Genomic DNA, 24,463 nt, shown 5'->3' with positions numbered 1-24,463 from the left:
CAGCAACAGATTGGCGTCGAACCTACACGAAAGCACCCGGCCTCGCGCTAGCAAAACGACTGGTCACCCGACTGACCCAACCCATTGCCTTGTGATCGAGTGCGTGCACGAAGGAATGCCCCTCCAACGTGATCCAAATCACGCTCGACCACGCTGATGTGTCGCCTTGAGCCGCGTGGCGGTTCATTGTGCGCGGGCGGGAACTGGTGCGGCCGGCTTCAAATTTAGGAGATTGCCGACCAGGATCAGGGCCGCGCCGAGCACGGTCCAGGCGTCGAGCCGCTCGGAATAGAGCAGCCAGCCGGCGGTTGCGGTGAGGGGAACCCGCAGGAAGTCCATGGGAACGACGATCGTGGCGTCGGCGTAGCGCATCGCACTGGCAAGGCAGTAGTGCGAAAAAGTGCCGCAGACCGCGATGACGCCCACCCAGGCCCAGACATAGGCCGACGGCCAGGTCCAGACGAACAACGTCGGTACGAAGCCTGCCACCGATTGCACCACGATCATCCAGAACAGGATCGAGAGCGCGCTTTCGGTGCGGGTCAGCGATTTGACCAGGGCCATGGACACGCCAAAGCCCATGGCGGCGCCGAGCGCGATCAGCTGGCCCGGATTGATCTCGCCGGTCGCAGGCCGGACGATGACGATCACGCCGACAAGGCCGAGCACGATGGCGGCGATCTTCCACGGCGTCATGCGCTCGGACAGGAAGCTGGCCGCGAGGATCGCCGTCCAGATCGGCATCGTGAACTCGATCGCCACCACCTGGCCGATCGGGATCAGCGTCAGCGCGAAGAACCAGCCGAGCTGGGCGATGTAGTGGATCAGATTGCGCGCGACGTGCTGGGGCAGGCGCGTCGTCTTGAGCATGCCGAAGCCGCCGGCGCGCAGGATCATCGGATAGAGCAGGCAAAGGCCAAGCAGCGAGCGCACTTCCATCACCTGGAAGACGTTCATCTCATGCACGGCCTCGCGTCCCGCGACCGCCATCACCAGCGTCAGTGACAGCCATCCCGCCATCCACAGTGCGGCCTTGGTTTTGGACGGTGTCGTGGTCATGGCAGCGCGATGAAGGGGTGAAATTCCGAGGGGATGGCCGGTATCGGTGACATCGCGGCCGTTTGCAACGGCCGAATCTGCCGATGCAGCGATGTGGGGGCACGGCGTTCGTTCCGAACGCATAAAAAAATCGACCCGACGAGGTCGCCGGGTCGATGATCCCGTCACGGTGCCGTCGTGTTACTTCGACAGCGAGATGTTGGCGCCGCGGAACTGGCTGTCGGCGCGGATCGTGACGCTCTGTTTGCTGCCGCTCGTTCTCAGTCCGATATTGGCATTGAACCCGGCGGCCGAGGCGACCACTTCGAAGTTTCCACCGCCGCCGCGCCCCTGAAGGGAACCGCTGATATTGCGGCTCGTCTCGGACCAGCTGCCCGAGATGGCGCTGCCCTCGGCCTTCACATTGGCGCCGAGGTTGAACTTGTAGGCATCGCTGGCGCAGGTCAGCGACATCTCCATGGTCGGGCCGATCGGGGCGTATTTGGCCTTGCAGCGGATCCGCTCGGTCGAACCGTCTTCGAGGGTGACGGTTCCGCCGCCGCTCCAGGTGCCAGCCAGCGGCGCGAACGGGCCGGCCTGGGCCTTGCTCTCCGTGCTGGTGACAACCGCTGCCACCAACAAAACGGCGGCCGCCATGAGCAGCCGCCGGTTGAGAACGTTAGTCCCGAATAGCTTATTGGCGCGATGCTTCCCACCGCCCGCTGCACGGTATGCCTGCAGATGCTCCATTCCACTTCCCCGATCCGGCGTTGCCGCTGAGTTGACCGTTGGCATATGCACCATTGATCGAAACTTTAACAAGACCCCCGCTGCCGATGGTGCCGGAAACGTTAGCGCCGGGCGCGGTGATCTTGCCGTCGGCAACCGTCAGCATGGAGCTTGCGGTCGGCTCGCACGAGCCGGTCTTGGTCACGATGGTGACCTGCCAATTGCCGTCATAAGGGGTCTGGGCGACCGCGGGGGCGGCGAGGGTGGCAAAAGAAACTGAAGCGGCACAGAACGCCGCGATGCGACCAAAACGCATGAATTCCGTCCTTGAATGTGTCTGATATGCTGACGCTTATTCGACCCAAATGTGACGGAAATTTGGTGCGACGCAAAGTCGAAAATTGTTCCTGTGGAAACAATGGTTTATTTGCGCTTTTGGCTCCAATTTTTGAAGCAGAATCAAGGCGCCCTCACGTTAATCGTTAACATGAGGAGGCGACTCAGGGAGAGGCCGTCCTAGGACAGACTCGGCGCCGAGGTCGCGAACTGTTCGTCCTGCGGCTTCGCCGGCAGTGCCTTGTGGACCTTGGCGTAGTCGATCACGTCGGCCAGCAGCTTGAGGCCGAGCGGGGCCAGTGCCCGCTCCCAGAGTTCGCGGGCGGTCTCGCCCTTTTTCACGAAGCACCAGTCCTGGGCGGCAATGGCGCCGGCGTCCATGCGGTCGGCGAGGTGATAGATCGTGCCGCCGGCGATCGGATCGCCTTCCTTGATGGTCCATTCCACCGCGGCCTTGCCGCGATGGCGCGGCAGCAGCGAGGGGTGATAGCCGATCCCGCCGAGCCTGGCGGCGGCCAGCGCGTCCTTGCCGATCCGGGCATGGCTGTGGGCGGTGATGATCAGATCGGTGTCGGGGGCGATTTCGGCGGCAACCACCAGCTTGGGATTGGCCTGCACCGCCACCTCGATGCCGGCGGCCTTGGCGGTCGCGGCCAGGCGGTCCTCCGCATCGGCCACCACGACCCGTACGACCCCGACGCCGTGTTCGCGGAGCATGTTCAGGGTGGTCACGCCGAAATGGCGGGAGCCGACGAGGGTAATGCGCATGGGTGTCCGATCCGTCTCGCAGCTGCGTCATCCCCCGATAACACGTCAGGCCGCCCTGTCACCACCCGCGCGGCGCTTAAGCCGGTTATCAACAATGCGCATGCAACGCCTGTCGCAAACGGCCGCTCAAATCTGTCTGCGTCACGGGCCAAGCGTTGCCGTGTGGCCACGGTCGCCAGCAAATGATCGATGCAGCGGTTCCTCTGCTTCATTTTTAACGGAAGGAATCCGGCATGTGCCGTAGAACGTGCCCAACCGGGGCTGGACAAATTTCATTCCGGATCCGTTTTCGAACCCGGCTTGGGCCGCTGGCGATATCGCCAGCGGCTTTTTTATTGGCGCCGTCGTGAAATCATCAAACGGTAACGCGTTCTCAACCTCGCTGCCGTATCGACGAATCCGTCGCGGATTTGTATTGCGTACCGCGACACCAAGAATGTCCTGCCGGCGTGGGTGCGTCGCGCGGGCATTTTTGCCGGGACAGATATGATGTCGAACGCAATCGCGCAGATCGTGGACACCTATGTGCGGCTGAAGAACCGCCGTGGTCTCGACGAACTGATGATGCACAGGCAGCGGCTTGCGGTCGATCTGAAGAGCAGGTCATCGCGCGGATTTGATTTCAGCCTGCCGATCGGCAAGATCGACGAGGAAATCGCGATCATCGAGGCCGGACTGACCCGGCTGGCGGCCGATGCGCCAGAGCCTGGCGCAACCCGGCTCCGCTGAGAGGGCTCAGTCGCGCCGTCCGCCATCGATCACGGTGAACAGCGGCCGTGCCGGTGTCGGCTCGACCAGCAATTCCTCCACCAGTGCGGTTGCCGCATCGACATATTTGCGCGTCGGCTTGTCGAGCTCGCGTTTGGCCTCATCATCGAGCGCGACTTTTGCCGCCTCCACCAGCTTGCGCATCCGGGCCGCGTGGTCGTCGCCCGCCGTCAGCGTCGCGCGCGCCAGCGAGCGCAGCACAAACAGCTCGCCCTCGAGGCGGAGCAGGCGGTCGTTGAGCCTGGAAAGGACGGCGTTGAGGTCGGCCATGGCTGCTGTTCGATATGGCTTGCTGTTCGTTGGCAAGGGAACCTGACCCGTCTACCGGCGATCGGTGAACTTAGTGCAAATGCCGAAGCCGCAATTGGGCCGATCGGCCCGGGATCATGCCGCCGTTCGCGCCAGATAGTCGCGCGCAAAGGCGAGATACCAGTCGAGGCAGGCCGGGTTGGCCATCGCCTCCTTGTTGATGACTTTCTCAACGGGCTGGCCGAGCAGCAGCTTCTTGATCGGCAGCTCCTGCTTCTTGCCCGATAGCGTGCGCGGGATCTCGGCGACCGCAAAGATCTCGTTCGGCAGGAAGCGGCGGGAGAGGCCTGCCTCGATCGCCTTGTTGATCTTGGCCCGCATCGCACCGTCGAAGGCAACACCTTCGCGCAGCACCACGAACAGCGGCATGTAGCTGTCGCGGCCGAGATATTCGAGGTCGACGACGAGGCTGTCGAGCACCTCCGGCAGCGCCTCGATCGCGGAATAGAGCTCGCTCGTGCCCATGCGCAGGCCGTGCCGGTTGATGGTCGCATCGCTGCGGCCGTAGATCACGCATGAGCCGTCGAGGTTGACTTTGAGCCAGTCGCCGTGCCGCCACACCGGTCCGCGGCCGCTGCCGTCGAAATTATCGGGATAGGTCTCGAAATAGCTCGCCAGATAACGCGCGTTGCCCTTGTCGTTCCAGAAATAGAGCGGCATCGACGGCATCGGCTCGGTGCAGACGAGCTCGCCGACTTCGTCGATCACGGCGTGGCCCTGCTCGCTGAAGGCCTCCACGGCAGCGCCCAACAGGCGGCACTGCATCGCGCCCGGCGTCTGCGGCAATTCCCTGTTACCCCCGATGAAGGCGCCGGCGAAATCGGTGCCGCCGGAGATGTTCGCCCACCAGATGTCGGCTTGCGCCTTGCTGCCGTTGGCTTTCGACAGCGCCGCGAAGCGCGCGTTGAAATGAGCTTGCGTGTCGGCGCTGAGAGGCGAGCCGGTCGAGCCGAGGCAGCGCAGCCGCGACAGATCGCCGGCGGCCGAAAGATCAATCTCGGCCTTGGCGCAATTGGCGAAGAACGCCGCGCCCGCGCCGAAGAAGGTGGATTTCGATTGCGCCACGAAGCGCCACAGCGTGGACCAGTCGGGCTTGTCCTTGGTGCCGCCCGGGCTGCCGTCGAAAATGCAGCAGGTCGTGCCGCTCAAGAGGCCGCCGACCTGGCTGTTCCACATGATCCAGCCGGTCGACGAATACCAGTGATAGCGCTCGCCGAACGAGTTTTGGTGATAGGAGCAGCCGATGTCGTTGTGCAGGCCGAGCAGCGCAAGCACGACGATGACGATGCCGCCATGGCCATGCACGATCGGCTTCGGCAGGCCCGTGGTGCCGCTGGAATAGACGATCCAGAGCGGATGATCGAACGGCAGCCACATCGGCTCGAATGTATCGATCGCGGCGCTCGTTGTCGCGGTGATGTCGGAGAGCAGGGCCTCCGGAGCCGCGAGCGCCGTTGCCTCGCTGTGCAGGATGACGTGCTCGACTGATGGCAGTGATCGTCGCAGCTCTGCGACGACTTCCCTTCGGTCATGCCTGCGCCCGGCATAGGTGACGGCATCGCAGGCGATCAGCACTTTTGGCTCGATCTGCTTGAAGCGGTCGATCACCGCGGGCGCAGCCATATCGGGCGCGCAGACGCTCCAGATCGCGCCGATGCTGGCGCTGGCCAGAAAACAGATGATGGTCTCGGGAATGTTGGGGAGATATGCCGCGACGCGGTCGCCGGGTTTGATGCCCTTGTCCTTCAGATGCAGCGCGAGTGCGGCCGCCTTGCGCCGCAGCTCCGGCCAGCTGGTCTCCGTCAGCTCACCGTCCTCTCCACCCGAGACGATCGCGGGCAGGCCGGCGGAGTGCGCCGCGTCCACATGCCGGAACACCTGCCGCGCGTAATTCACCTGCGCGCCGGGAAACCACACCGCGCCGGGCATCTTGCGCTCGGTGATGACGGCCGCAAACGGCGTCGGTGACTGCAGATCGTAATAGTCCCAGATGCTGCGCCAGAACGCATCGAGATCGCGCACCGACCATTGCCGCATGTCCTCGTAGTCGGCGAAGGAGAGGCCGCGCTGCTCGGTGAGCCAGTTGCGGTAGAGGGCGATCTGCGGAACGAAGGGAGCGGTCATTGCGCGTCGGATTCGGTTACGGGGAGGGGAAACTAGCCCGGACCGTGGCCTGGCAGAAGCCGTTATTCGCGCAGGCCGATTTGCGTCTGCGCGCGCAATGACGGGCGAAGAGCGCGTTCAGCCTAGTACCGCACCCCGGTCCAGCGCCGTCCGAACACCGGCGGCCTGGTCTTCACGGCCTGCCAGTTGAAGAAGTGATGCTTGCCGGACCAGCTGTGCACCACGCCACTGCAAATGCTGCATTTGAACTGGCCTGAATGCGGCTCGGCGTGCTCCTCGCGAGTCGCGGTGTAGTTCATGCTGCAACCCGGGCAGGTGAATTCTTCGATCGTCCAGATGCTGTTGGCCATTGTACCGCAAGTGTTTTTGGGGACCTTGGACAAAGCCTAGGTGCGAGCCTTTGCATCGGCGTAAACTGGTCCGCTGAAATCCGGTTAATCGCCGTTAGGCAATCCCGGCGCACGTCGCGGCCCCGCTCGTCTTGACGCCCGGCCCGGGGCTCGCAATAACCCTTGGCCCGCGCAAGTGCTAGAACCCGCGTTGATGCCGCAAGGAAAGCCGTACCTGTGAAAAGTCTGCGTCAGCTCCTGACGGGCGAGGATGTCATCCAGTTCGTGATCCGGCTCGGCCTGTTGGCGCTGCTGATCATCTGGACATTCCTGATCATCCGGCCCTTTATACCGATCCTGGCCTGGAGCTTCGTGCTCGCGGTCGCGTTCTATCCGGCCTTCAGCTGGGTCGCCAGGATCCTTGGCGGCCGGCCCAAGACCGCAGCCGCCATCCTGACCCTGATCACGCTCGGCATCGTCCTCGGCCCCGCAACCTGGCTCGGCGTGAGCGCCGTGGACGGGGGGCGGGAGCTGGCACATCAGCTTGGCACCGGTGACCTCGCGCTTCAGTCCGCCCCGGAATCGATCAAGTCATGGCCGCTGATCGGCCCGACGCTGTTCGATCTATGGGACCAGGCCTACACCAACATCCGCGCGGTGCTGCGCGAGGTCGCGCCCTATCTTCAGCCGCTGGCAGGACCGCTATTGTCGCTGGCTGGCGATGCCAGCCTCGGCACGCTGCAATTCCTGGTCTCGGTGTTTGTGGCCGGCTTCCTTTTTCCACACGGGCCCCGGCTGGTTGCAGCCGGGCGCGGCTTCCTGTCGCGCATCGTGCCTGAGCAGGGCGAGCATTTTCTCACGCTTGGCGGCGCCACCATCCGCGCGGTCGCGCAAGGCGTGATCGGCGTCGCCATCGTGCAGGCATTGCTTGCCGGCATCGGCTTCAAGCTGGCGGCCGTGCCGAGCGCCGGCCTCTTGGCCTTCATCGTGCTCCTGCTGTCGATCGTGCAGATCGGCGCCTTCTTCGTGCTGCTGCCTGTCATCATCTGGATCTGGACCGCCAAGGACGTCACCACGGCCCTGGTGCTCACCGTGTTCTTCGTCGTCGTCGGCTTCATCGACACCATGCTGAAGCCACTCGTCATGGGACGCGGTCTCAACACGCCGACCATCGTCATCTTCGTCGGCGTGATCGGCGGCACGCTCGCCCACGGCATTGTCGGCCTGTTCATCGGGCCGATCATCCTGTCGGTGGCGTGGGAGATGGCAGCGGCCTGGATCGGGAGCGAGGCGGCGAAGCCGCCACCGACGGCGCCAGCAGCGGACGAGGTCACCTAGCGCGGCACGCGCCCGAGACGCCTTGCGAGATTGGCCGCACCCTCGCAGGATGTGGACAAGTGCGGCAGGCCGGGGCAACCGGAACGGCCATCGAACTTGTCTAATGAAATAGACAAGTTACGATGGTGTCAGATTCTTTTCTCGGTTTGCGACAGGTATGGCGAAGTCTTCCAAGCTGGTTGCCGCCAGGCGCGGCAAGGTTCTGTTGGTCAGGCGACGGTCGGACGGCCTTTGGATGTTCCCGGGCGGCCGCAAGCGCGCGCGTGAATCCGACAAGGCCTGCCTCCGGCGTGAGATCAAGGAAGAGCTGCCGAAGTTGAAGCTCGGCCGGATCAGCCTCTGGAAGGAAGTGACGGCCAAGAACAAGCGTTCGGGCCGCAAGATGAGCGATGCGATCTTCATCGCCAAGAACGCCAAGGGCCGGCTTGCGATCGGCGACAAGAAGGAGCTCGACCGCGCCGCCTGGCAGAAGCCGCGCGGGATCCGCCTGACCGCGACCTCGCGCTACATCCGCGATCGCCTGTTTCCGCGGAAGTCGCGGCGGAGCTGAGCTCGGGTCGCTCCGGGCGCGACAAATGGTCCGGTCACCACGTCGCAAGTGTGAACCAGTTCACAAGCGCCAGCCCGGTTCACTGCTATAGAGGCGTCATTGCCTTACCAATCCATTTTGTTTGAAACGCCCCGGTGCCCCACGCACCGGGGTTTTTCGTTATGAGCCCGGCCGCCGTCCGATCCTGTTTCGTCTGCTTTGACCCAAAGCGGACTTGTGACTTCTGGCAATTTTAACTCTTTTCGGCCATCTACGTACCCTGGCCGCTGGATCTGAGAAACGCGCGCCTATGCTGACGCGCTTGAGAAACTTCGTTGGGAGACCATTGATGGCTCAAGAAAGTTCGAGGCCGCGCATCGGCGAAGGGCGCATCGGCAGCTCTCTCTGCGCCGCGATCGGCGTGCTCAGCGTCGCTGCGGTGCTATGCCTGCGCTACCCCGCCTTTCTCACGACGCCTGAGCTGCGCGTCCATTACGACGTCGAGCTGCTCCGCCTCACCCTCGCGATCGCCATGGTCGTCGGTGCCTGGCTCGGCGTCATCGGGATCGTGCTTGGCGGCCCACGGGTGCCCGCTACGATCGGCCTCAGCGCGCTTTTCCTCGCCACGCTGCTTGGCGGGCCCTATGTGCCGACTCCGGAATTTCTCCAGCCGCGCGTCTATCTCGGCCTCGATTGGCTGGTGCTCGATCTCTTCTTCACCGGCGCAGCCTTCGTGCTGCTCGAGTGGGTCTTCCCGCGGGTGCGGCCGGAGCAAGGGCCGCTCAGCCCCGGCTGGAGACTCGATCTCGCCTATTTCGGCGTCAACCACCTGCTGATCGGCATCTTCCTGGTGGTCTCGACACATTTTGCCCATGACTATTTCGCCTGGGCGATCAGCCCGTCACTGCAAGCGCATGTCGTGGCGCTGCCGGCGATCGTCCGCTTCGTGCTGATGATCCTGGCGGCCGATGCCGTCGAATACGTCTCCCACCGTGCCTATCACGAGGTGCCGTGGTTGTGGCGAATCCATGCGGTCCATCATTCGCCCGAACACATGGACTGGCTCTCGGGATCGCGCCTCCATTTCTTCGAGCCATTGGCAACGCGCGCCCTGGTGCTGGTGCCGATCTTCCTGCTCGGATTCCCGCAAGACACGATCTTCGCCTATCTCATTTTCATCTCCGTGCAATCGGTGCTGATCCATTCAAACATCAAGATGGACGTCGGCTGGCTGCGCTACGTGATCGTCACGCCGCAATTTCACCACTGGCACCACGCCTCGGACGCCGAGGCCATCGACAAGAACTACGCAGCACACACGCCGCTGTTCGATATGCTCGGCAGAACCTGGCACCTGCCCAAAGACCGCTGGCCGGTCAACTACGGTACGGTGAAGCCGATCCCCGGCGGCATGTTCGGCCAATTCCTGCACCCCTTCGTCGGGCCGGTGAAGGAATTCCTCGAACATCGGGACCCATGAAGCGGCGTGTTCCGCTGTTGCCGGCATGAGAGTCGCAGCGTGTTTGCTCACTGGCACCGGTCATGCGACGCGCAGGCCCGCCGTTCACCGAAGATCAAGGTTTTTGCTCTAATTGGAGCGGCTGCCTGGGGATTCATCAGCGGGGGGGGTTGGTGGGCGAGGGAGACCAACGCAACGATCGGCGTGTCGCGTTCGAGCGACCGATCGAAGCTCGCGTGATGGCGATCGACGGCACCTGGCAGCGCCCCTGCAAGATCTACGATATCTCTGAAATGGGGGCCAAGCTGGTGATCGACGGTACGGTGACCGATATCGGCCAGAGAGAATTCTTCCTGGTGTTGTCACCGATCGGGTTGGCCTACCGGCACTGCGAGCTCGCCTGGATCAATGGCGAGTTCGTAGGCGTCCAGTTCATCAATCGCGGCAGAGCCGCCAAGAGAGCACGCCGCGGCGAGACGCTGGTCTCGTAGGGGTAGCTCCCGGCTGGTCGCATGAATGGCCAATTGGCTGGGATTGGGGCAACTACGGACGAACCAGCGATGACCGTGCATCCCGCCTGGCGGATGCGCCGACTTTACGTGCACCGTCGATTCGGACGGCGCGAAATTGCCCGCACCATAGCGAGCGCCCTGATGTTGGAAGCAGAAGATAAGGTTTCCTTCTTGACCGTGCACGCAGGAAACGATGGGGTCGCCAAGTTTTGGGAAGCATTGGATTTAGACCCGTGCAAGATCAGGCTTGGTCTCACGAGGCACGGATAATAGCCAAATCCTGAAGGCCGGCAGTGGCTCCAAGGCGGACCTCACATCAAAGCATGCGCTGCCACCACCCGACATCGTGCCAGCGGCCTAATTTGAAACCGACCTCGCTATAGATGCCGACCGGCGTGAAGCCTACTGACTCGTGGAGCGCGACACTTCCTGGATTTGGCAGCGCGATGCCGGCAAATGCCATGTGTATGTTGCGTTGCTTGAGCCGCGGCAGCAGTTCGGCGTAGAGCGCATGGCCAACACCGCGTCGCTGTGCCTCGGGCGAGATGTAAACCGTGGTGTCGGCGGAGTAGCGATAGGCTGCACGCTCGCGATGCGCGCTTGCGTAGACATAGCCGCAGACTTCTCCTCCATCGACTGCGACGAGCCAAAGATGCGTCTTTAAGATCGATACGATCCGTCCAGCTATCTCGTCGATTGACGGCGGCTGGTCCTCGAATGAAATCGCCGTCGCCAGCACGAACGGCGCATAGATGCGCTGGATCGCTCCGGCATCGCCGGTGGTCGCGGATCTGATTTCGATTGCCACGGAGCCTCTCCTTCGCCGCGAAGATGGCGCAGAATTGCCTATTCCGCCAGAATTTCGGTGACCGGGCTAGAAGCGGAACGGCCAGTTGGGTGTACCGTAATTTGCGTAATTTCAGTTACCTAAGTTGATTTAGTAAGTGTTCTAATTCGCCGCGCCGCGATGAAGTGCGAAGGCACCGACGGCATAGGCGATAAGAAATGGGAGCACGTACCAGGGATAGCCCCATCCAAGGTGACCAATCCAGTCCGCGGCAACGCAAAGAGCGATGATGGCGGCTAAGAGCAACAAGGCCACGCTAATTAGGTTCGCGGTACGAAGGACTAGAAGATGGTACCAGCGCGGCATAATTCGATTATCTGAAAAGAAGCGAAACAACGATCGAAATGAATGTAACTAGGAATGCTCGGAATGCCTTAGCTCTATACTTCAGACCTTCCGGTAACAGTTCATCTGCAAAGAGCAGCGCATTGAGAGGGTTCGCCTGAACGAAGCTGCGCCGCGAGGGACGACGACGATTAAGGCTGGCGCGAACCGAAAAGTAGGAGCCGGTGAGCAAGGAAGTCAGGAAGGCCGATATCACGCCAACGTAAAAGATATCGCGTACGGTCTCCATATCAATCGCTCAAAACGCCAGGGTCGGTTGGCGTACTATAACAGGCTCGTTCCGGCGATGTCGCCTACTTGGCCGATCTGCGACCCCAGGGAAGGTCCGCATTTGGGCCGCTGTCCGTGGGCGACCGGCCATCAGTCGACCGGTGATTCAACAAGTGCAACCCCAAAACTCCAACGCGCCACCCTTTAGCCCTGCCGGCGCAGAAACCCCGTGATCGTGACCTTCTCCCAGATGCCGGCGGCCGCGAACGGATCGGCGCGGTTGAAGGCTTCGACTTCGGCACGGCCAGGGGCCTCGATCAGGAACAGGCTGCCGATCATGGTGGCGCCGTCGTCGGCGACGAGCGGCCCCGACATCACGATCTTGACGCCGAAGCGCGAGGTGTCGCCGAGAAACGCCTTGTGGGCATCGTAATTGGCAAGGCGCGTCGGCAATGCACCGCTGCGGTCGATGGCGTGGATGGCGAACAGCATGATGTCTCCGTTTCTTGGCTTGCGTTCTTGGGACGGCCGCACTGGCGGCCGTCCGTGTTGGATCTGAACAGGCTTACTTCGCGCTGAGCTTGCTGGCTTCCTCGAAGGTCGGGCAGGTGCGCTGCTCGAGCGGTTGATCGAACGGCTGGTAATTGTCCTTGGTGATGACGGTCGGCTTCAGCACGATCTCACTGATGACAGGCTGTTCGCGCAGGGCGCGGATCGCCATCATGGTGCCGAGGCAGCCCTGGTAGAAGCCGTTGTAGTCGCCGCTCGCCAGCAGCTTGCCTGATTTGATCGCGTCGATCGCTTCCTTGGTGCCGTTGATGCCGATCACCTGCGCCTTGCGGTTGGCACCGTCGAGCGCCTCGATCGCGCCGACCGCCATAGCGTCGTTGGCGGCGAGCACGCCGTCGATCTGCGAATTCGACTGCATCAGGTTTTCCATCACCTGGAGCGCTTGCAGCCGCTGGTAGTTGCCGGGCTGCGACGCCAGCAGCTTGGCACCGGGATTTTCCTTCAGCGCGTCGTTGAAGCCGCGGACGCGGTCGACATTGGTCAGCGAACCCTTGACGCCCTCGATGATGACGATGTTGCCCTTGCCGCCGAGCGTCTTGAGCAGGAAGCGCGCGGTCTCGAGCCCGAGGCTGTAATCGTCGGCGCCGACGAAGGAGAGGAATTTGCCGCCGGCGGAGCGGTCGGTGATGTTGACGACGGGGATCTTGGCGTCGTTGATCTTCTCGACACCAGGCACCATGGCCTTGTAGTCGACGGGCGTGAAGACGATCGCGCTCGGCTTCTTCACCACGACGTCCTCGATCTGGCTGAGCTGCTCGGGGATCGAGTCCGGCTTGGTCGGAATGTACTGCAGCGTCTTGGCGTTCAGCGTCTTCGCCATGTTGTCGGCACCGACCCGCACCGTCTGGAAGAACGGGTTGGTCTGGTTCTTGGTGAACACGGCGATGGTCTCGCCGTCGGCGCGCGCCTGCGTGGTGAACGCGGCCGCCATCACCAGCGGCAGTGCGAGATAGCCCAGTCTCTGTTTCATGTCGTCTCCATCCCTCGTTTTGCTAGTTAGATTGCTTGAGAACTCATTGCGCGCGGCGGCGGGTCTTCATGTCGAGCCAGACCGCAAGAATGACGATGATGCCGGTGACCAGCGGCTGCCAATTGGCGCTGACCGACAAGAGGTTCATGCCGTTCAGCACCAGCGTCAGGATCAGCGCGCCGATGAAGGTGCCGAACACGGTGCCGACGCCGCCGAACAAGGAGGTGCCGCCGATCAGCACGGCCGCGATCGCGGGCAGCGTCAGGCTCTCACCGATGTCGGCTTCGGCCGAATTGAGGCGCGACAGGAAGATGATCGAGGCGAGCCCCGCCATCGTGCCTGACACCGCGTAGACCAGCAGGAGCCGGCGCGTGACGGGAATGCCGGAGAGGCGGGCGGCCACGGGATTGGCGCCGATCGCGTAGATCTCCTGGCCCCAGATCGTACGCTGGGCAAACAGCGTTCCGATGCCGAGGAACACCAGCAGCAGATAGATCGGGATCGGCAGGCCGAACAGATAGCCGCTGCCGATCTGGCGGAAGCCGGCCGGGAAGCCGTGCAGGGTCTCGCCCGCCATGTACCAGTAAGTGAGCCCGTTCAGCACCCAGAGCATGCCGTAGGTGGCAATGAAGGAGGGGATGCGCAGCGCCGTCACCATGATGCCGTTCAGGAGGCCAACGATGCCGCCACAGGCAAGCCCGGTCAGGATTCCAAGCGTTGCCGATCCCGTGGTGTGGATCACGGTGCCGGCGACGCACGCCGACAGCGCGACATTGGCGCCGACCGACAGATCGAGGCCGGCGGTGAGCACCACCAGCGTCAGGCCGGAGGCGATGAAGAAGGTGAGGCTCGCCTGGCGCAGCACGTTGAGGATATTGCCGAGGCTGAGGAAGGAATCGTTGAGCACCGCCAGAACGGCGCAGATCAGGAACACGGCGAGCAGCCGGTAGAACAATTGGATCGTGTCCTGCGACAGGAACGAACGTGGCGGCGACAGGGCTTCCTTGGCGATATCGGTCATGACCGGCTCCGCAGGCCATCGAGGAACAGCGCGACGATGACGAGGACGCCGACGCTTGCAACCTGTACCGAGGAGGGCAGCGAGATCAGGTTCAGCCCGTTGCGCAGCACGCCGACGGCGATGACGCCAAGCAGCGTGCCGAGCAGCCAGCCATTGCCGCGCTCGAACGAGGTGCCGCCGACCGCGACGGCCGCGATCGCATCGAATTCGAGCCCGAGGCCGGCGGTCGGGTGTCCCGAATTCATGCGTGCGGTCATCAAGAGGCCGGCGATGCCGGCCATGGTGCCGCCCAGCGCGTAGACCGCGATCAGCAGCTTGTTTGGCGAGAGGCCGGCATAGCGGAGTGCCTCGCGGTTGCCGCCGAGCGCGAACACGTAGCTGCCGAAGCGGGTGTGATAGAGCAGGCCGTGAAAGGCGGCGTAAGTCACGAGCGCCAGCACGATCGGCACGGGAATGCCAGCCAGCGTTGCCGAATAGATGTCGCGGACGCTGTGGGGGATGCCGACCACGCTCTGGCCGTCGGAGACGATAAGCGACAGGCCCTGCGCCATGCCGAGAGTGCCAAGCGTCGCCACGAAGGGCGGAATGCCCAGGATTGCGACCAGCCAGCCGTTGACGGTGCCGAAGGCCGCGCCGACCAGCACGCCGGCGCCGAGGCCGAGCAGCATCGACTTGGTCGCGAGCGAGACGATGGCGACGCAGAGCGAGGTCAGTGTCAGCACCGCACCCATCGAGAGGTCGAGCCCCTCGGTCATGATGATCAGCGTCATCGGCAGCGCCAGCATGGTCAGGATGGTGGACTGCACCAGCACGTTGGAGAGATTGGCCGGGGTGAGGAAGCCGGGCGCAATGGCACCGAACAAAACGATGAGTGCGCCGAGCACGATGGCGACGCCGGGAATACGCTGGAGCGGGTTCGGTTGCGATACGACCGCGGCTTCACGCATGATGCATCCCCAATCGCACGATGTTCTCCTCGGTCAGCTCGCTGCGCGTCAGATGTCCGGCGACGCGGCCCTCGCGCATCACATAGGCGCGGTCGCAGACGTGGCAGATTTCGACCTGCTCCGACGAGATCATCAGCGCCGCCGCACCTTCGGCGACCAGCCGGTCGATCAGCGCGAAGATCTCGGATTTGGCGCCGACATCGATGCCGCGGGTCGGCTCGTCGAAGATGAACAGCTTTGCGCCGGCAGCCAGCCATTTGCCGATCACGACCTTCTGCTGGTTGCCACCCGACAGCAGGCCGACAGTCTGGCGCGCGCTTGGCGTCGCAATACGGAGCTGCCGGATCAGGCCGTCGGCGGTGCGCTGGCCGCTGCGCGGATCGAACAGCCCGCTCGGGAAAAGTTTACGCAGCGCCGAGACCACGAGATTGTCGCCGACCGAACGGAGCAGGGCGAGGCCCTCGCTCTTGCGGCTTTCCGGGATCAGCGCGATGCCGCGGCGGGCGGCGACATCGGGCTCGCCGGAGATCGGCTTGCCGTCGAACACGATCTCGCCGGAGGCGACGGGATCAGCGCCGAAGATCGCGCGCGCAACTTCGGTGCGGCCGGATCCGACCAGGCCGCAGAGGCCGACGATCTCGCCGCGGCGGACCTCGATGTTGATGTCGGAGATGCCGCTCGGTGCGGTGAGGTTCTTGACCTGAAGCAGCACCTCGCCGGGCTTGTCGGCAAAATTGCGCGGATAGGTCATATCGACGGTGCGGCCGACCATCATGCGCACGAGCTGGTCGGGCGTGACGTCGGCCGGCTTGACGCCGTCGATACGGCGGCCGTCGCGCAGGACCGTGATGCGGTCGCCGAGCGCGAACACTTCGGCCATGCGATGCGAGATGTAGACGATGGAAACGCCGTCGGCCTTCAGCCTTGCGATCAGCGCGAACAGCAGCTCTGTCTCGCGATCGGAGAGCGCCGCGGTCGGTTCGTCCATGACCAGGATACGTGCATTCTGGCTGATGGCCTTGGCGATCTCGACCATCTGCTGCTGGGCGACGCCGAGCGTGTTGACGATGATGGACGGATCGATGTCGAAGCCGATCGTGTCGAGCAGGCGCTTGGCATCGGCCAGGATCTTGCGGCGGTCGATGGTGCCGGGGATGCGGCCCTTCGGCTCGCGGCCGAGGAAGATGTTTTTCGCAATGTCGAGGTAGGGGACGAGTGAGAATTCCTGGAAGATCACGGCAATGCCGAGCTTCTGGGCGTCCGCCGTCGAAGCAATCGTGACCTTCTCGCCTTTGTAAAAGAACTCGCCGGAATCGGCCCTGTAGGCTCCGCACAGCACCTTCATCAGGCTGGATTTGCCCGCGCCGTTCTCACCCAACAGCATGTGCACTTCGCCAGGGTAGAGCGCAAAGGACACGTCATCCAGCGCCTTGACGCCGGGAAATTCCTTGCTGATGCCGCGCAGTTGAAGCAGCGGCACCGCCGAGGTCTCGCCGGGCACGTTCACATGGGCGTTCATGGCCGCGCTCCCGCGAAGATCTTGCCGGGATTCATCAATCCATGGGGATCGAGCGCGGTCTTGATCGACCGCATGACGTCCACGGCCTCGCCGAGCTCATCGGTGAGATAGTCAATCTTGCCGAGCCCGATGCCATGCTCGCCGGTGCAGGTGCCGTCCATGGCGATGGCGCGGGCGACCATGCGGGCCTGCAGCGCCTTGGCGCCGTCGATTTCCTCCGGCTTTGCGGGGTCGACCAGGATCAGCATGTGGAAATTGCCATCGCCGACATGGCCGACGATCGGCGCGGTGAAGCCGTGCGCGTCGGCATCCTTGCGGGTGTCGGTCAGGCATTCCGCGAGCCGCGAGATCGGCACGCAGACGTCGGTGATGACGGCGCGCGCGCCGGGGCGCAAGCCGAGGCCGGCATAGAGTGTGTTGTCGCGGGCGTGCCAGAGCCGGCTGCGATCCTCCGGTGCCTTGGCCCATTCGAAGCCGCGCCCGCCATGGTCGGCCGCGATGGCCTGCGCCAGCTCGGCCTGTTCGGCCACCGCGCTCTCCGAGCCGTGGAATTCGAAGAACAGCGTCGGTGCCTCGCGATAGCCGAGCTTGGCGTAAGCATTGATACCGCGCATCATGACGTCGTCGAGCAGCTCGACGCGCGCGACCGGAATGGCCGCCTGGATGATGCCGATCGCGGTATCGACGGCGTTGTGCAGGGTATCGAAGCTGCAGACCGCCGCCGAGATCGCCTGCGGCAGCGGGTGCAGTTTCAGCGTGATCTCGGTGATGATTCCGAGCGTGCCTTCGGCGCCGACGAACAGCCGCGTCAGATCGTAGCCGGCCGCGGATTTGCGGGCGCGCCGGGAGGTGCGGATCACCCGTCCGTCCGCCAGCACGACCTCCAGCGCCATGACATTGTCCTTCATGGTGCCGTAGCGCACCGCCATGGTGCCGGAGGCGCGCGTGGACGTCATGCCGCCGATCGAGGCATCGGCGCCGGGATCGATCGGAAAGAACAAGCCGGTGCCGCGCAGCTCCGCGTTGAGCTGCTTGCGGGTGATGCCGGGCTGGACCACGACATTCATGTCGCTGTCGTGGACAGCAAGCACCTTGTTCATCCGCGCGAAGTCGATGCAGACGCCGCCTGCGACCGCCGACGCATTGCCCTCGAGCGAAGTGCCGGCGCCGAACGGGACGATCGGCATATCAGCGCCGGCGCAGAGCTTGACGATCTCGGCGACCTCTTGGGTCGTCTCCGGGAAGACGACGATGTCAGGGGGCAGGGCGCGGTAGTAGGATTCGCTCTGGCCATGCTGGTCGAGCACGCCGCGCGCGACGGTCGCGCGCGGACCGATCACGCCTTCGAGGCGTTCAGCCAATGCGGCACTGTTGACCCGCGGTCCCATCGTTTCTCCCCGTCGTCGTCCCTTGTCGCGGAGTGTTGTCAGTCCGTCGATTCGACGTTTGGCCTACGCCGCTTGCGCGTTGCTTGCGGCCTGCTTCAGGCCGAAATCATAGTTGAGGTGATAGTAGGCTGAAGCGACCATGCGACCGTCAGGCGCACGGCCCGGCGGGCAGTGCACGAAGTCGTGGATCAGACTGTCCTTGACGCCGAACACCACGTCAGAGTCGAGGTATTTGTCGCCGGCGACGAACACATGCGTCACCAGTTGCTCGAAGCCCGACGCCGAGATCATGAAGTGCACATGCGCCGGACGCCAGGGATGGCGGCCCTGCGCCTCCAGCATCTCGCCGACCGGGCCGTCATGCGGGATCGGATAGGCCGCCGGCTTGATCGACCAGAAATGGAAGCGGCCATTGGCGTCGGTGTGGAAGCGGGCGCGCATCGCGAGATCGCCGATCTCGTCGAGCTGTTGCACGTCGTAATAGCCGTCATTGTCGGAGTGCCAGACATCCACCACGGCACCGGCGAGCGGCTTGCCGTCGACGGTCGCCACCGAGCCGGTGACGATCATGGGATCGCCTTCCATGGTCCCCGAAATATTGTCGCCGTTCTGCTTCTCGGGCGCGGCCTTGACGAAGAACGGGCCAAGCACGGTCGTCTCGGTCGCGCCCTCAGGCACCGGATGGTTGATCGCATCGACCAGCATGGAGACGCCGAGCGCATCCGACAGCAGGATGAACTCCTGCCGCTTGTCGTCGCACATGTGGCCGGTTCGGGTCAGGAAGTCGATGCCGAACTCCCATTCCTTCTGCGTCGGCCTGATCTCGCGCACGAAGGCGTGGAGATGACGCACGAGCGCCTCGCTGACCTGCTTGATACGGGGATCGGTCGCGCCCGCGGTGCGCTCGAGCACGGCGTCGGTGATGTTGGTCTCGCTGAAATTACGCATATTCGCCTCCGTCGATCAGAGTTTGGGCTCGTCAAGGCCCGACAACCGTTCGAGATGCTTGACCGTCGCGATGAAGTCGGTTTCGCCGTCGCCCTGCGCAACCAGCGAGCCATAGGTCTCGCGCACTTGCGCTGCGAGTTGCAGCGGCACGCCGACGGCATGGCCTGCACCCAGGATGAGGTCGAGGTCCTTGGCCATCTGCCTGCAGGAGAAGCTCGAGACGAAGTCGCGCTTTCGCAGCGGCGCGGTCTTGTACTTTACCATCGGCGAGGCGACCGCGCTTTCGTCCAGCACGTTCAACATGTCCTGCCAGCCGATGCCGCCCTTGCGCGCCAGTGCCAGGCTCTCGGCCATCATCGCCGCCGACACCGCGATCATGAGATTGACCGCGAGTTTTGCGTAGCGTGCTTCTTCGCCGGGGCCGAGATAGGTCTGGGCGCGGGTAAAACTCGCGAACAACGGTTTTGCGGTCTCGAATGCATCCTTCGGCCCCGAAACAAAGCAGCTCAGCGCCCCGGTATGCACGATGCTGGCATTACCGGAGACCGGCGCGCGCAAATAGGCGATCCCGTGCGCTTGGGCTGCGGCATCGACCTCGGCCGACGCCTCAGCGCTGACCGTGCTTGTCTCGATCAGCGCCGCTTTCGGCGCCATCGCGCCGATCAGCCCGGTCGGCCCGAGCATCACCGCGCGCAAGGCGGCGTCATCGGGCAACGACGTAATCACCACGGCGCGGCCGTTGACGGCCTCAGCGAGCGAGCCCGCAACACCGATCCCGTGCTCGCGCGCCTCGTTGAGCCGTGCCGCGCTCTGGTCGAAGGCGGTGACGCCAAAGCCCGCCTTGGCGATGAGTTGCGACATCGGCAGGCCCATCTTGCCGATGCCGATGAAGGCGACCTGTTTGCTTGTCTCAGTCATTATTGTTGTCCGTTGGTCGCTAGTGTGCGGCGTGCCCTTGTCGTTCGATGCCCCGCACCAGCCGATGGCCGGATTGCGCGAGCAGCTCTTTCTTCCGCTCGAGTCCGTCAATCAGCAGCTTTCCGTTCCGCTTCTCCCAGACGCCGCCAATCATGACGGCCTCGATATTGGCGAGGCTCGTCTGCATCACCACTGACGCAACGGGATCGTGGACCGGGAAGAGGTTGAGATCGTCGGCATTGATGATGACGAGATCGGCGAGTTTCCCCGGTGTGAGCGAACCAATCTCGCTCTCGCGGCCGAGCAAGCGGGCACCTTCGGTGGTGACCCACGCGAGCGCCTCGCGCGCGGGAATCGTGGTCGTTGCCGGAATCGTGCCCTCGCTCTTTCGCATCTGCGCATTATCAAGCGCGCGTTGCATCGACAGCGCCACGCGGGCCGCAGAGAAGAGGTCGCCGGCCAGCACCGACTCCAGATCGATGCCGATGGTCGGACGCACGCCGCGCTTGAGCAGCCGGCCGGTGATCGGAAAGCCATGGCCCTGGATCATCTCGTTCTCCGGCGTCACGGAGAAAGTGACGCCGAGATCGATCAGCCTTTGCAGGAGCTCGTCGGGCAAATCATTGCCATGAACGATGTTGACGTTGGGCCCGACGAGGCCCGCCTCGATCAGCTTCTCCCAGCCGCCTTGCGTCTTTGCCGGACCGCCGCCCTGATGCATCGAGGCGATCAGGCCGAGCTCCCGCGCCAGCCTGAAATCATGCATGGATACGTCGAGCGTTGAATAATGCGGGCCCAAAATGGCAAGCCCGAGCGTGACGAGGCCGTTGCGGTCGGCGAGGGGGCCGGCCAGCAGCCGCTCGACCTCGCGGCGGGGATGGGGCACTTCCGAGAAATGCGGCTCGCCCGGCTTCGGCTCCGGTTTCGGCGAGCCGTGGAAGAACGCAGCGCGAATGCCGCTCTCGATCAGCCCGCGCACCGCGGCGTCGGTATGAGCAGGCGTCGGATTGTTGTGGCACCAGTCGACCAGCGTGGTGGCGCCGCAATTGATCTGGTTCAGCGCGCCGACGAGCGTGGCGATGTAGATGTCGTCGGGCGTGAACAGGGTCGCGAGCCCCGCATGCATGCGGCGGAAATATTCCAACAGCGTCCAGTTCGCGGCAAAGCCGCGCAAGCCCGTCTGCCAGGTGTGCATATGCGCGTTGATCAGCCCGGGGATGACGATGCGCCCGCGCCCATCGACGATCTCGGCGTCGGCGGCGTCGATGCCCGGACGCACGTCGGCGATCCGTCCGTTCTCCACCAGCACATCGCCGTCAAGGAGATCGCCGATCGAAGCGTCCATGCTGATGATCGTCGCCGACTGGATGAGGGTACGCCGCATGTCGGTTATGCCGCCGCTTTGTTGGCGACCGGCGGCTCGCCGGCCCAGGCGCGCGCGATCAGGTCGCGGATGGCGCCCCGCTCGAGCGGGCGCGGATTCCAGTAGGCATTGGTGACCGCGAGGTCAGCCGCCTTGTCGATGCCGCTCTCGGGCATGCCGATATCGCGCAGCGCGACCTTGGCGCCCAGCCGCCTGGCCAAATCGAAGAGTCCTTGCGATGCATCCGACGCACCGATCGCAGGCGCGATCCGCGCCATGGCCTCGGGCACCGCGGGCGCGTTATAGGCCAGCGCATGTGGCAGCACGATCGTGTGCGTCTCGGCATGCGGCAGGTCGAACGTGCCGCCGAGCGTGTGACAGAGCTTGTGATGCAGGGCCATGCCGACGGTACCGAGGCACACGCCGCACAGCCATGCGCCGTAAAGTGCATCGCTGCGCGCGGCGCGATCGTCGGGCTTGGCGGCAATCGCGGGCAGGGCACGTGCCAGCGCGCGGATCCCTTCTTCCGCCATCAGCGATGTGACAGGGTTGGTGTCGCGCGCATAGAGCGCCTCGACCGCATGGGCGATGGCGTTGATGCCTGATGTAGCCGTGAGGCCAACCGGCAGCGTCATCGTCAAATCGACGTCGTAGATCACGGTCTCCGGCAGCACGGCGACATCGCGCACCGTGGTCTTCAGGCCTTTTTCGGTCTGGCCGAGGATCGGCGTCATTTCCGAGCCGGCATAGGTGGTGGGGATGCAGAGCTGGTTGATTCCGGTGCGCAAGGCCAGCGCCTTGCCAAGGCCGGTCGTCGAGCCGCCGCCGAGCGCGACCACGCAGTCGGCGTCGCAATCCTTCATCGCTGCGATTGCGCGCTCGGTGACTTCGATCGGCGTGTGCATGGCGGCGCCGGCAAACAGGCCGGCATAGAGCGGGCCGAGTGTTAAACCGAGCGCCTTGCCCTGCGCTTCCTGCTGCGGCGTCGTCAGTACCAGCGCGCGCTTGCCGCCCAGCCGCTCGACCTCGGCCCTGGCCGCGGCCAACGTGCCGCTGCCGAACACGACGCGGCAGGGCAGGTTCTCAAACGTGAACGAACCGATCATGCGCCGGTCTCTTGTTTAACGGGATAATCCACCTGGAAGCGTCCGATCCGCAAGTCGCCGAGCTCCTCGCGCACCCGCAGATGTTCCGGATGGGTGGCGTAGGCCTTCAAGGCGCTGCTGTCGGTAAACTCGGTGACGAGGACAACGTCGCAGGCGTAATCGACATCGCTGACATCGACGCCGACCTCGATATGGGTGAGGCCGTCGATCCGGCCCTTGAGGCCCTCAAACAGGGTTTTGACCTTGGTCCGGGCCGCCAGGCGTTCTGCGGCCGTCTCCGCGCGCAGCCGCCACATCACGATGTGCTTGATCGGACCCGACATTTCCCTGAATTCCTCGCCTGTGATCTTTCTTGTTGAGCGCATTTTGCCTTGCAGAAATCGGAAATAAAGACCAAAAATCGTAAGTCTCTTTTCCACTATGAGGAAGAATGGACCGCCTGCTCCAGCTCGAGGTATTCTCGAAGACAGCCGAGTTCGGCAGCCTCTCCAAGGCCGCCGATAGCTTGCGGATGTCGAACGCGGCGGCAAGCCGGCACCTCAGCGCGCTGGAGGAGCGGCTCGCGGTCCGGCTGATCGAGCGCAATACGCGCCGGCAATGGCTGACCGAGGCCGGGCAGGAGCTGCTGCAGCGTTGCGGCACGCTGCTGAACGAGCTTGCGGAGGCCGAAGACGCCGTCAGCGATCGTGCGCTGTCGCCCAAGGGCATGCTGCGCGTCACCAGCTCGCTGTCCTTTGCGATGATCTACATGGCGCCGATGCTGCCGGCGTTTCGCAAGCTCTACCCAAAGCTCGACGTCCAGATCATCGCCGCCAACCGCTACCCTGATTTCATCGAGGCCGGCATCGACGTTGCGATCCGCACGCGCGAGCAGGAGCCGGATTCCAACATCATCATCCGTCGCATCGGGCAGATGCGCCGCGTGCTGGCGGCCGCGCCATCCTATCTGGAGACGCACGGCACGCCTGCGCATCCCGCCGATCTCGCGCGTCACGACATGCTGGTCTACAACCTCGCCAACGATCCCTATTCGCTGCGATTGAGCAAGGGCAGTGCGACGCAGACCGTCCGGATTGCGCCGACGCTCGATAGCAATGATGGCCAGATCATCTGCGGCGCTGCGCGCGCAGGGCTCGGCATCCTGATCCAGCCGCTCTATATCGTCCAGAGCGACATCGCCTCCGGCAGGCTCGTGCCTGTCCTGACCGACTGGGAACTGCCGTTGCTGACGATGAACGTGGCCTATCAGAACCGCGTCCGGCTGCCGGCGAAGATCAGGGTGTTTTCGGACTTTCTGGTCGACCATATCCGCGCACAATCGGACGCTGGCATCTGGATCGAGACGACCTGATCAACGCTAATCTGATCGGCCCTGTGCCCGCGCACGACTTACTGAGGATCGCGAGCGGGGAGCAACGCGCGGTTCTTGCGGGGCCGTGATCCTGACCGCCTCGGCCTCGCGCTGTTCCTTCCGGACCCTGCGCGCGCTTTTCATGGCCCGCTTGATGAACGGATGGGGCGAGTCCTCGGCGAAGAACAGCACCACCTCGCAACTGGGACACTGTCTGGAATAGCCGTCCTGCAGCCGTCCCGCCCGATCGCGAAACATCGTCTTGCAACGCGTGCACTGGATCTGGACGGAACTCATGCGGCGACAACAATGAACACTGAAAATCGGCGGCCAAGGTGAGCCGAATATCTGAAGAAAGCCTAAAGGCCATTTGCGCGGACTATTGCTTCGCAGCCATCGCATCCAGGCAGCGATTGACGAAGTCGGCCCGATCGCGCGGCAGCACCTTCACCAAATCAGCTTTCTGGGCGCATTCGCGCTGACGGAGCTGCTCGGCGCGGCGCTTTTCGGCGGCCTCGCGGTATTCGGGCGCAACCTTGCTGGGATCGACGAGCGGCTGGGATCGGGCAGGCGAGGTGGAGAGCAGCGCGACAGCTGCGACAGCAATCATGACCTGTTTCAAATGAGCCTCCGTAAAAAGGCTCATCCTAGCGCCCGCTATCGGGCGGCTCAACGGTCTGCGCCAAGTGCGGGACGTGACCGATCAGGTGGCGTGCCGGGT

Annotated in this window: 26 protein-coding genes; 6 read left to right on the top strand and 20 right to left on the bottom strand. The window is 63.8% G+C overall.

The features are described from left to right. Positions 1-183: 183 nt before the first annotated feature. From M2427_RS35280 to M2427_RS35265, 4 genes are all read right to left on the bottom strand, one after another. Positions 184-1,059: a DMT family transporter gene (locus tag M2427_RS35280; protein WP_280711417.1), complete on the bottom strand. Its 876-nt coding sequence runs from the start codon at positions 1,057-1,059 to the stop codon at positions 184-186. 180 nt (positions 1,060-1,239) lie between these two features. Further along, positions 1,240-1,788, bottom strand: coding sequence for a hypothetical protein (locus M2427_RS35275; protein ID WP_280711416.1), 549 nt, complete (start codon positions 1,786-1,788; stop codon positions 1,240-1,242). Next, complete coding sequence (locus M2427_RS35270) at positions 1,733-2,083, bottom strand: hypothetical protein (RefSeq protein WP_280711415.1); 351 nt, start codon at positions 2,081-2,083, stop codon at positions 1,733-1,735. Before M2427_RS35270 ends, M2427_RS35275 begins: the two co-directional genes overlap by 56 nt. A gap of 200 nt (positions 2,084-2,283) precedes the next feature. Beyond that, the gene (locus M2427_RS35265; RefSeq protein WP_280711414.1) at positions 2,284-2,871 is read right to left on the bottom strand and encodes a formyltransferase family protein; all 588 of its coding nucleotides are present in this window, start codon (positions 2,869-2,871) and stop codon (positions 2,284-2,286) included. Positions 2,872-3,360: 489 nt separating this feature from the next. Here M2427_RS35265 and M2427_RS35260 point away from each other — a divergent pair, with 489 nt between their 5' ends. After that, the gene (locus M2427_RS35260) at positions 3,361-3,600 is read left to right on the top strand and encodes a hypothetical protein (protein WP_280711413.1); all 240 of its coding nucleotides are present in this window, start codon (positions 3,361-3,363) and stop codon (positions 3,598-3,600) included. A gap of 6 nt (positions 3,601-3,606) precedes the next feature. Here M2427_RS35260 and M2427_RS35255 read toward each other — a convergent pair whose 3' ends face one another. The 3 genes from M2427_RS35255 to M2427_RS35245 form a co-directional block, all read right to left on the bottom strand. Continuing rightward, on the bottom strand, positions 3,607-3,909 hold the full coding sequence (locus M2427_RS35255) for a hypothetical protein (protein ID WP_200493911.1): 303 nt from the start codon (positions 3,907-3,909) through the stop codon (positions 3,607-3,609). Between the two features lie 114 nt (positions 3,910-4,023). Further along, positions 4,024-6,072, bottom strand: a complete 2,049-nt coding sequence (locus M2427_RS35250) for an acetoacetate--CoA ligase (RefSeq protein ID WP_280711412.1) — start codon at positions 6,070-6,072, stop codon at positions 4,024-4,026. Between the two features lie 122 nt (positions 6,073-6,194). Further along, positions 6,195-6,422: a hypothetical protein gene (locus M2427_RS35245; RefSeq protein WP_280711411.1), complete on the bottom strand. Its 228-nt coding sequence runs from the start codon at positions 6,420-6,422 to the stop codon at positions 6,195-6,197. A 216-nt stretch (positions 6,423-6,638) separates the two neighbouring features. On the opposite strand from M2427_RS35245, the gene M2427_RS35240 reads away from it, so the two are divergent. The 4 genes from M2427_RS35240 (at position 6,639) to M2427_RS35225 (ending at position 10,218) form a co-directional block, all read left to right on the top strand. Continuing rightward, complete coding sequence (locus M2427_RS35240; protein ID WP_280711410.1) at positions 6,639-7,739, top strand: AI-2E family transporter; 1,101 nt, start codon at positions 6,639-6,641, stop codon at positions 7,737-7,739. Between the two features lie 157 nt (positions 7,740-7,896). Next, positions 7,897-8,289 (top strand): NUDIX hydrolase, encoded by a 393-nt coding sequence (locus M2427_RS35235; RefSeq protein ID WP_280711409.1) that lies wholly within the window; start codon positions 7,897-7,899, stop codon positions 8,287-8,289. A 328-nt stretch (positions 8,290-8,617) separates the two neighbouring features. Beyond that, positions 8,618-9,748 (top strand): sterol desaturase family protein, encoded by a 1,131-nt coding sequence (locus M2427_RS35230; protein WP_280711408.1) that lies wholly within the window; start codon positions 8,618-8,620, stop codon positions 9,746-9,748. A 149-nt stretch (positions 9,749-9,897) separates the two neighbouring features. After that, a complete protein-coding gene (locus M2427_RS35225; RefSeq protein ID WP_280711441.1) occupies positions 9,898-10,218 on the top strand; it encodes a PilZ domain-containing protein in 321 nt (106 codons plus the stop codon). Between the two features lie 337 nt (positions 10,219-10,555). On the opposite strand, the gene M2427_RS35220 is transcribed toward M2427_RS35225, so the two are convergent. From M2427_RS35220 to M2427_RS35165, 12 genes are all read right to left on the bottom strand, one after another. Beyond that, complete coding sequence (locus tag M2427_RS35220) at positions 10,556-11,047, bottom strand: arsinothricin resistance N-acetyltransferase ArsN1 family B (RefSeq protein WP_280711407.1); 492 nt, start codon at positions 11,045-11,047, stop codon at positions 10,556-10,558. Between the two features lie 798 nt (positions 11,048-11,845). Continuing rightward, positions 11,846-12,133: a YciI family protein gene (locus tag M2427_RS35215; protein ID WP_280711406.1), complete on the bottom strand. Its 288-nt coding sequence runs from the start codon at positions 12,131-12,133 to the stop codon at positions 11,846-11,848. A 73-nt stretch (positions 12,134-12,206) separates the two neighbouring features. Then, positions 12,207-13,181, bottom strand: coding sequence for a sugar ABC transporter substrate-binding protein (locus M2427_RS35210; RefSeq protein ID WP_280711405.1), 975 nt, complete (start codon positions 13,179-13,181; stop codon positions 12,207-12,209). A gap of 43 nt (positions 13,182-13,224) precedes the next feature. Beyond that, a complete protein-coding gene (locus tag M2427_RS35205) occupies positions 13,225-14,202 on the bottom strand; it encodes an ABC transporter permease (protein ID WP_280711404.1) in 978 nt (325 codons plus the stop codon). After that, on the bottom strand, positions 14,199-15,149 hold the full coding sequence (locus tag M2427_RS35200) for an ABC transporter permease (protein WP_280711403.1): 951 nt from the start codon (positions 15,147-15,149) through the stop codon (positions 14,199-14,201). Before M2427_RS35200 ends, M2427_RS35205 begins: the two co-directional genes overlap by 4 nt. After that, entirely contained in the window at positions 15,142-16,668 is a 1,527-nt protein-coding gene (locus M2427_RS35195) for a sugar ABC transporter ATP-binding protein (protein WP_280711402.1), read from the bottom strand. The genes M2427_RS35200 and M2427_RS35195 overlap by 8 nt, the downstream gene beginning before the upstream one ends. Then, entirely contained in the window at positions 16,665-18,056 is a 1,392-nt protein-coding gene (locus M2427_RS35190) for an FAD-linked oxidase C-terminal domain-containing protein (RefSeq protein ID WP_280711401.1), read from the bottom strand. Before M2427_RS35190 ends, M2427_RS35195 begins: the two co-directional genes overlap by 4 nt. Positions 18,057-18,119: 63 nt before the next feature. After that, positions 18,120-19,004, bottom strand: coding sequence for an intradiol ring-cleavage dioxygenase (locus tag M2427_RS35185; RefSeq protein WP_280711400.1), 885 nt, complete (start codon positions 19,002-19,004; stop codon positions 18,120-18,122). Between the two features lie 15 nt (positions 19,005-19,019). Next, complete coding sequence (locus M2427_RS35180; RefSeq protein ID WP_280711399.1) at positions 19,020-19,922, bottom strand: NAD(P)-dependent oxidoreductase; 903 nt, start codon at positions 19,920-19,922, stop codon at positions 19,020-19,022. Positions 19,923-19,941: 19 nt separating this feature from the next. Continuing rightward, positions 19,942-21,306, bottom strand: a complete 1,365-nt coding sequence (locus tag M2427_RS35175) for an amidohydrolase family protein (protein WP_280711398.1) — start codon at positions 21,304-21,306, stop codon at positions 19,942-19,944. A 5-nt stretch (positions 21,307-21,311) separates the two neighbouring features. Then, positions 21,312-22,391, bottom strand: a complete 1,080-nt coding sequence (locus M2427_RS35170) for a maleylacetate reductase (RefSeq protein WP_280711397.1) — start codon at positions 22,389-22,391, stop codon at positions 21,312-21,314. Further along, a complete protein-coding gene (locus tag M2427_RS35165) occupies positions 22,388-22,714 on the bottom strand; it encodes a Dabb family protein (protein ID WP_280711396.1) in 327 nt (108 codons plus the stop codon). The genes M2427_RS35170 and M2427_RS35165 overlap by 4 nt, the downstream gene beginning before the upstream one ends. A 107-nt stretch (positions 22,715-22,821) precedes the next feature. Between M2427_RS35165 and M2427_RS35160 the strand changes: the two genes are divergently transcribed. After that, positions 22,822-23,742, top strand: coding sequence for a LysR family transcriptional regulator (locus tag M2427_RS35160; protein ID WP_280711395.1), 921 nt, complete (start codon positions 22,822-22,824; stop codon positions 23,740-23,742). 379 nt (positions 23,743-24,121) lie between these two features. On the opposite strand, the gene M2427_RS35155 is transcribed toward M2427_RS35160, so the two are convergent. Beyond that, positions 24,122-24,388, bottom strand: coding sequence for a hypothetical protein (locus M2427_RS35155; protein WP_280711394.1), 267 nt, complete (start codon positions 24,386-24,388; stop codon positions 24,122-24,124). Positions 24,389-24,463: the final 75 nt, after the last annotated feature.

Source organism: Bradyrhizobium sp. BR13661 (assembly GCF_029892425.1).
Lineage (GTDB): Bacteria > Pseudomonadota > Alphaproteobacteria > Rhizobiales > Xanthobacteraceae > Bradyrhizobium.
The sequence above is the reverse complement of the archived record's forward strand: the minus strand, read 5'-3'. Positions and strand labels throughout refer to the sequence as shown.

Bases quoted from the DNA above. Each gene is read 5' to 3' on its own strand.
- M2427_RS35280 (WP_280711417.1), bottom strand. From the start codon at position 1,059: ATGACCACGACACCGTCCAAAACCAAGGCCGCACTGTGGATGGCGGGA.
- M2427_RS35275 (WP_280711416.1), bottom strand. From the start codon at position 1,788: ATGGAGCATCTGCAGGCATACCGTGCAGCGGGCGGTGGGAAGCATCGC.
- M2427_RS35270 (WP_280711415.1), bottom strand. From the start codon at position 2,083: ATGCGTTTTGGTCGCATCGCGGCGTTCTGTGCCGCTTCAGTTTCTTTT.
- M2427_RS35265 (WP_280711414.1), bottom strand. From the start codon at position 2,871: ATGCGCATTACCCTCGTCGGCTCCCGCCATTTCGGCGTGACCACCCTG.
- M2427_RS35260 (WP_280711413.1), top strand. From the start codon at position 3,361: ATGTCGAACGCAATCGCGCAGATCGTGGACACCTATGTGCGGCTGAAG.
- M2427_RS35255 (WP_200493911.1), bottom strand. From the start codon at position 3,909: ATGGCCGACCTCAACGCCGTCCTTTCCAGGCTCAACGACCGCCTGCTC.
- M2427_RS35250 (WP_280711412.1), bottom strand. From the start codon at position 6,072: ATGACCGCTCCCTTCGTTCCGCAGATCGCCCTCTACCGCAACTGGCTC.
- M2427_RS35245 (WP_280711411.1), bottom strand. From the start codon at position 6,422: ATGGCCAACAGCATCTGGACGATCGAAGAATTCACCTGCCCGGGTTGC.
- M2427_RS35235 (WP_280711409.1), top strand. From the start codon at position 7,897: ATGGCGAAGTCTTCCAAGCTGGTTGCCGCCAGGCGCGGCAAGGTTCTG.
- M2427_RS35230 (WP_280711408.1), top strand. From the start codon at position 8,618: ATGGCTCAAGAAAGTTCGAGGCCGCGCATCGGCGAAGGGCGCATCGGC.
- M2427_RS35215 (WP_280711406.1), bottom strand. From the start codon at position 12,133: ATGCTGTTCGCCATCCACGCCATCGACCGCAGCGGTGCATTGCCGACG.
- M2427_RS35210 (WP_280711405.1), bottom strand. From the start codon at position 13,181: ATGAAACAGAGACTGGGCTATCTCGCACTGCCGCTGGTGATGGCGGCC.
- M2427_RS35205 (WP_280711404.1), bottom strand. From the start codon at position 14,202: ATGACCGATATCGCCAAGGAAGCCCTGTCGCCGCCACGTTCGTTCCTG.
- M2427_RS35200 (WP_280711403.1), bottom strand. From the start codon at position 15,149: ATGCGTGAAGCCGCGGTCGTATCGCAACCGAACCCGCTCCAGCGTATT.
- M2427_RS35195 (WP_280711402.1), bottom strand. From the start codon at position 16,668: ATGAACGCCCATGTGAACGTGCCCGGCGAGACCTCGGCGGTGCCGCTG.
- M2427_RS35190 (WP_280711401.1), bottom strand. From the start codon at position 18,056: ATGGGACCGCGGGTCAACAGTGCCGCATTGGCTGAACGCCTCGAAGGC.
- M2427_RS35185 (WP_280711400.1), bottom strand. From the start codon at position 19,004: ATGCGTAATTTCAGCGAGACCAACATCACCGACGCCGTGCTCGAGCGC.
- M2427_RS35180 (WP_280711399.1), bottom strand. From the start codon at position 19,922: ATGACTGAGACAAGCAAACAGGTCGCCTTCATCGGCATCGGCAAGATG.
- M2427_RS35175 (WP_280711398.1), bottom strand. From the start codon at position 21,306: ATGCGGCGTACCCTCATCCAGTCGGCGACGATCATCAGCATGGACGCT.
- M2427_RS35170 (WP_280711397.1), bottom strand. From the start codon at position 22,391: ATGATCGGTTCGTTCACGTTTGAGAACCTGCCCTGCCGCGTCGTGTTC.
- M2427_RS35165 (WP_280711396.1), bottom strand. From the start codon at position 22,714: ATGTCGGGTCCGATCAAGCACATCGTGATGTGGCGGCTGCGCGCGGAG.
- M2427_RS35160 (WP_280711395.1), top strand. From the start codon at position 22,822: ATGGACCGCCTGCTCCAGCTCGAGGTATTCTCGAAGACAGCCGAGTTC.
- M2427_RS35155 (WP_280711394.1), bottom strand. From the start codon at position 24,388: ATGAGCCTTTTTACGGAGGCTCATTTGAAACAGGTCATGATTGCTGTC.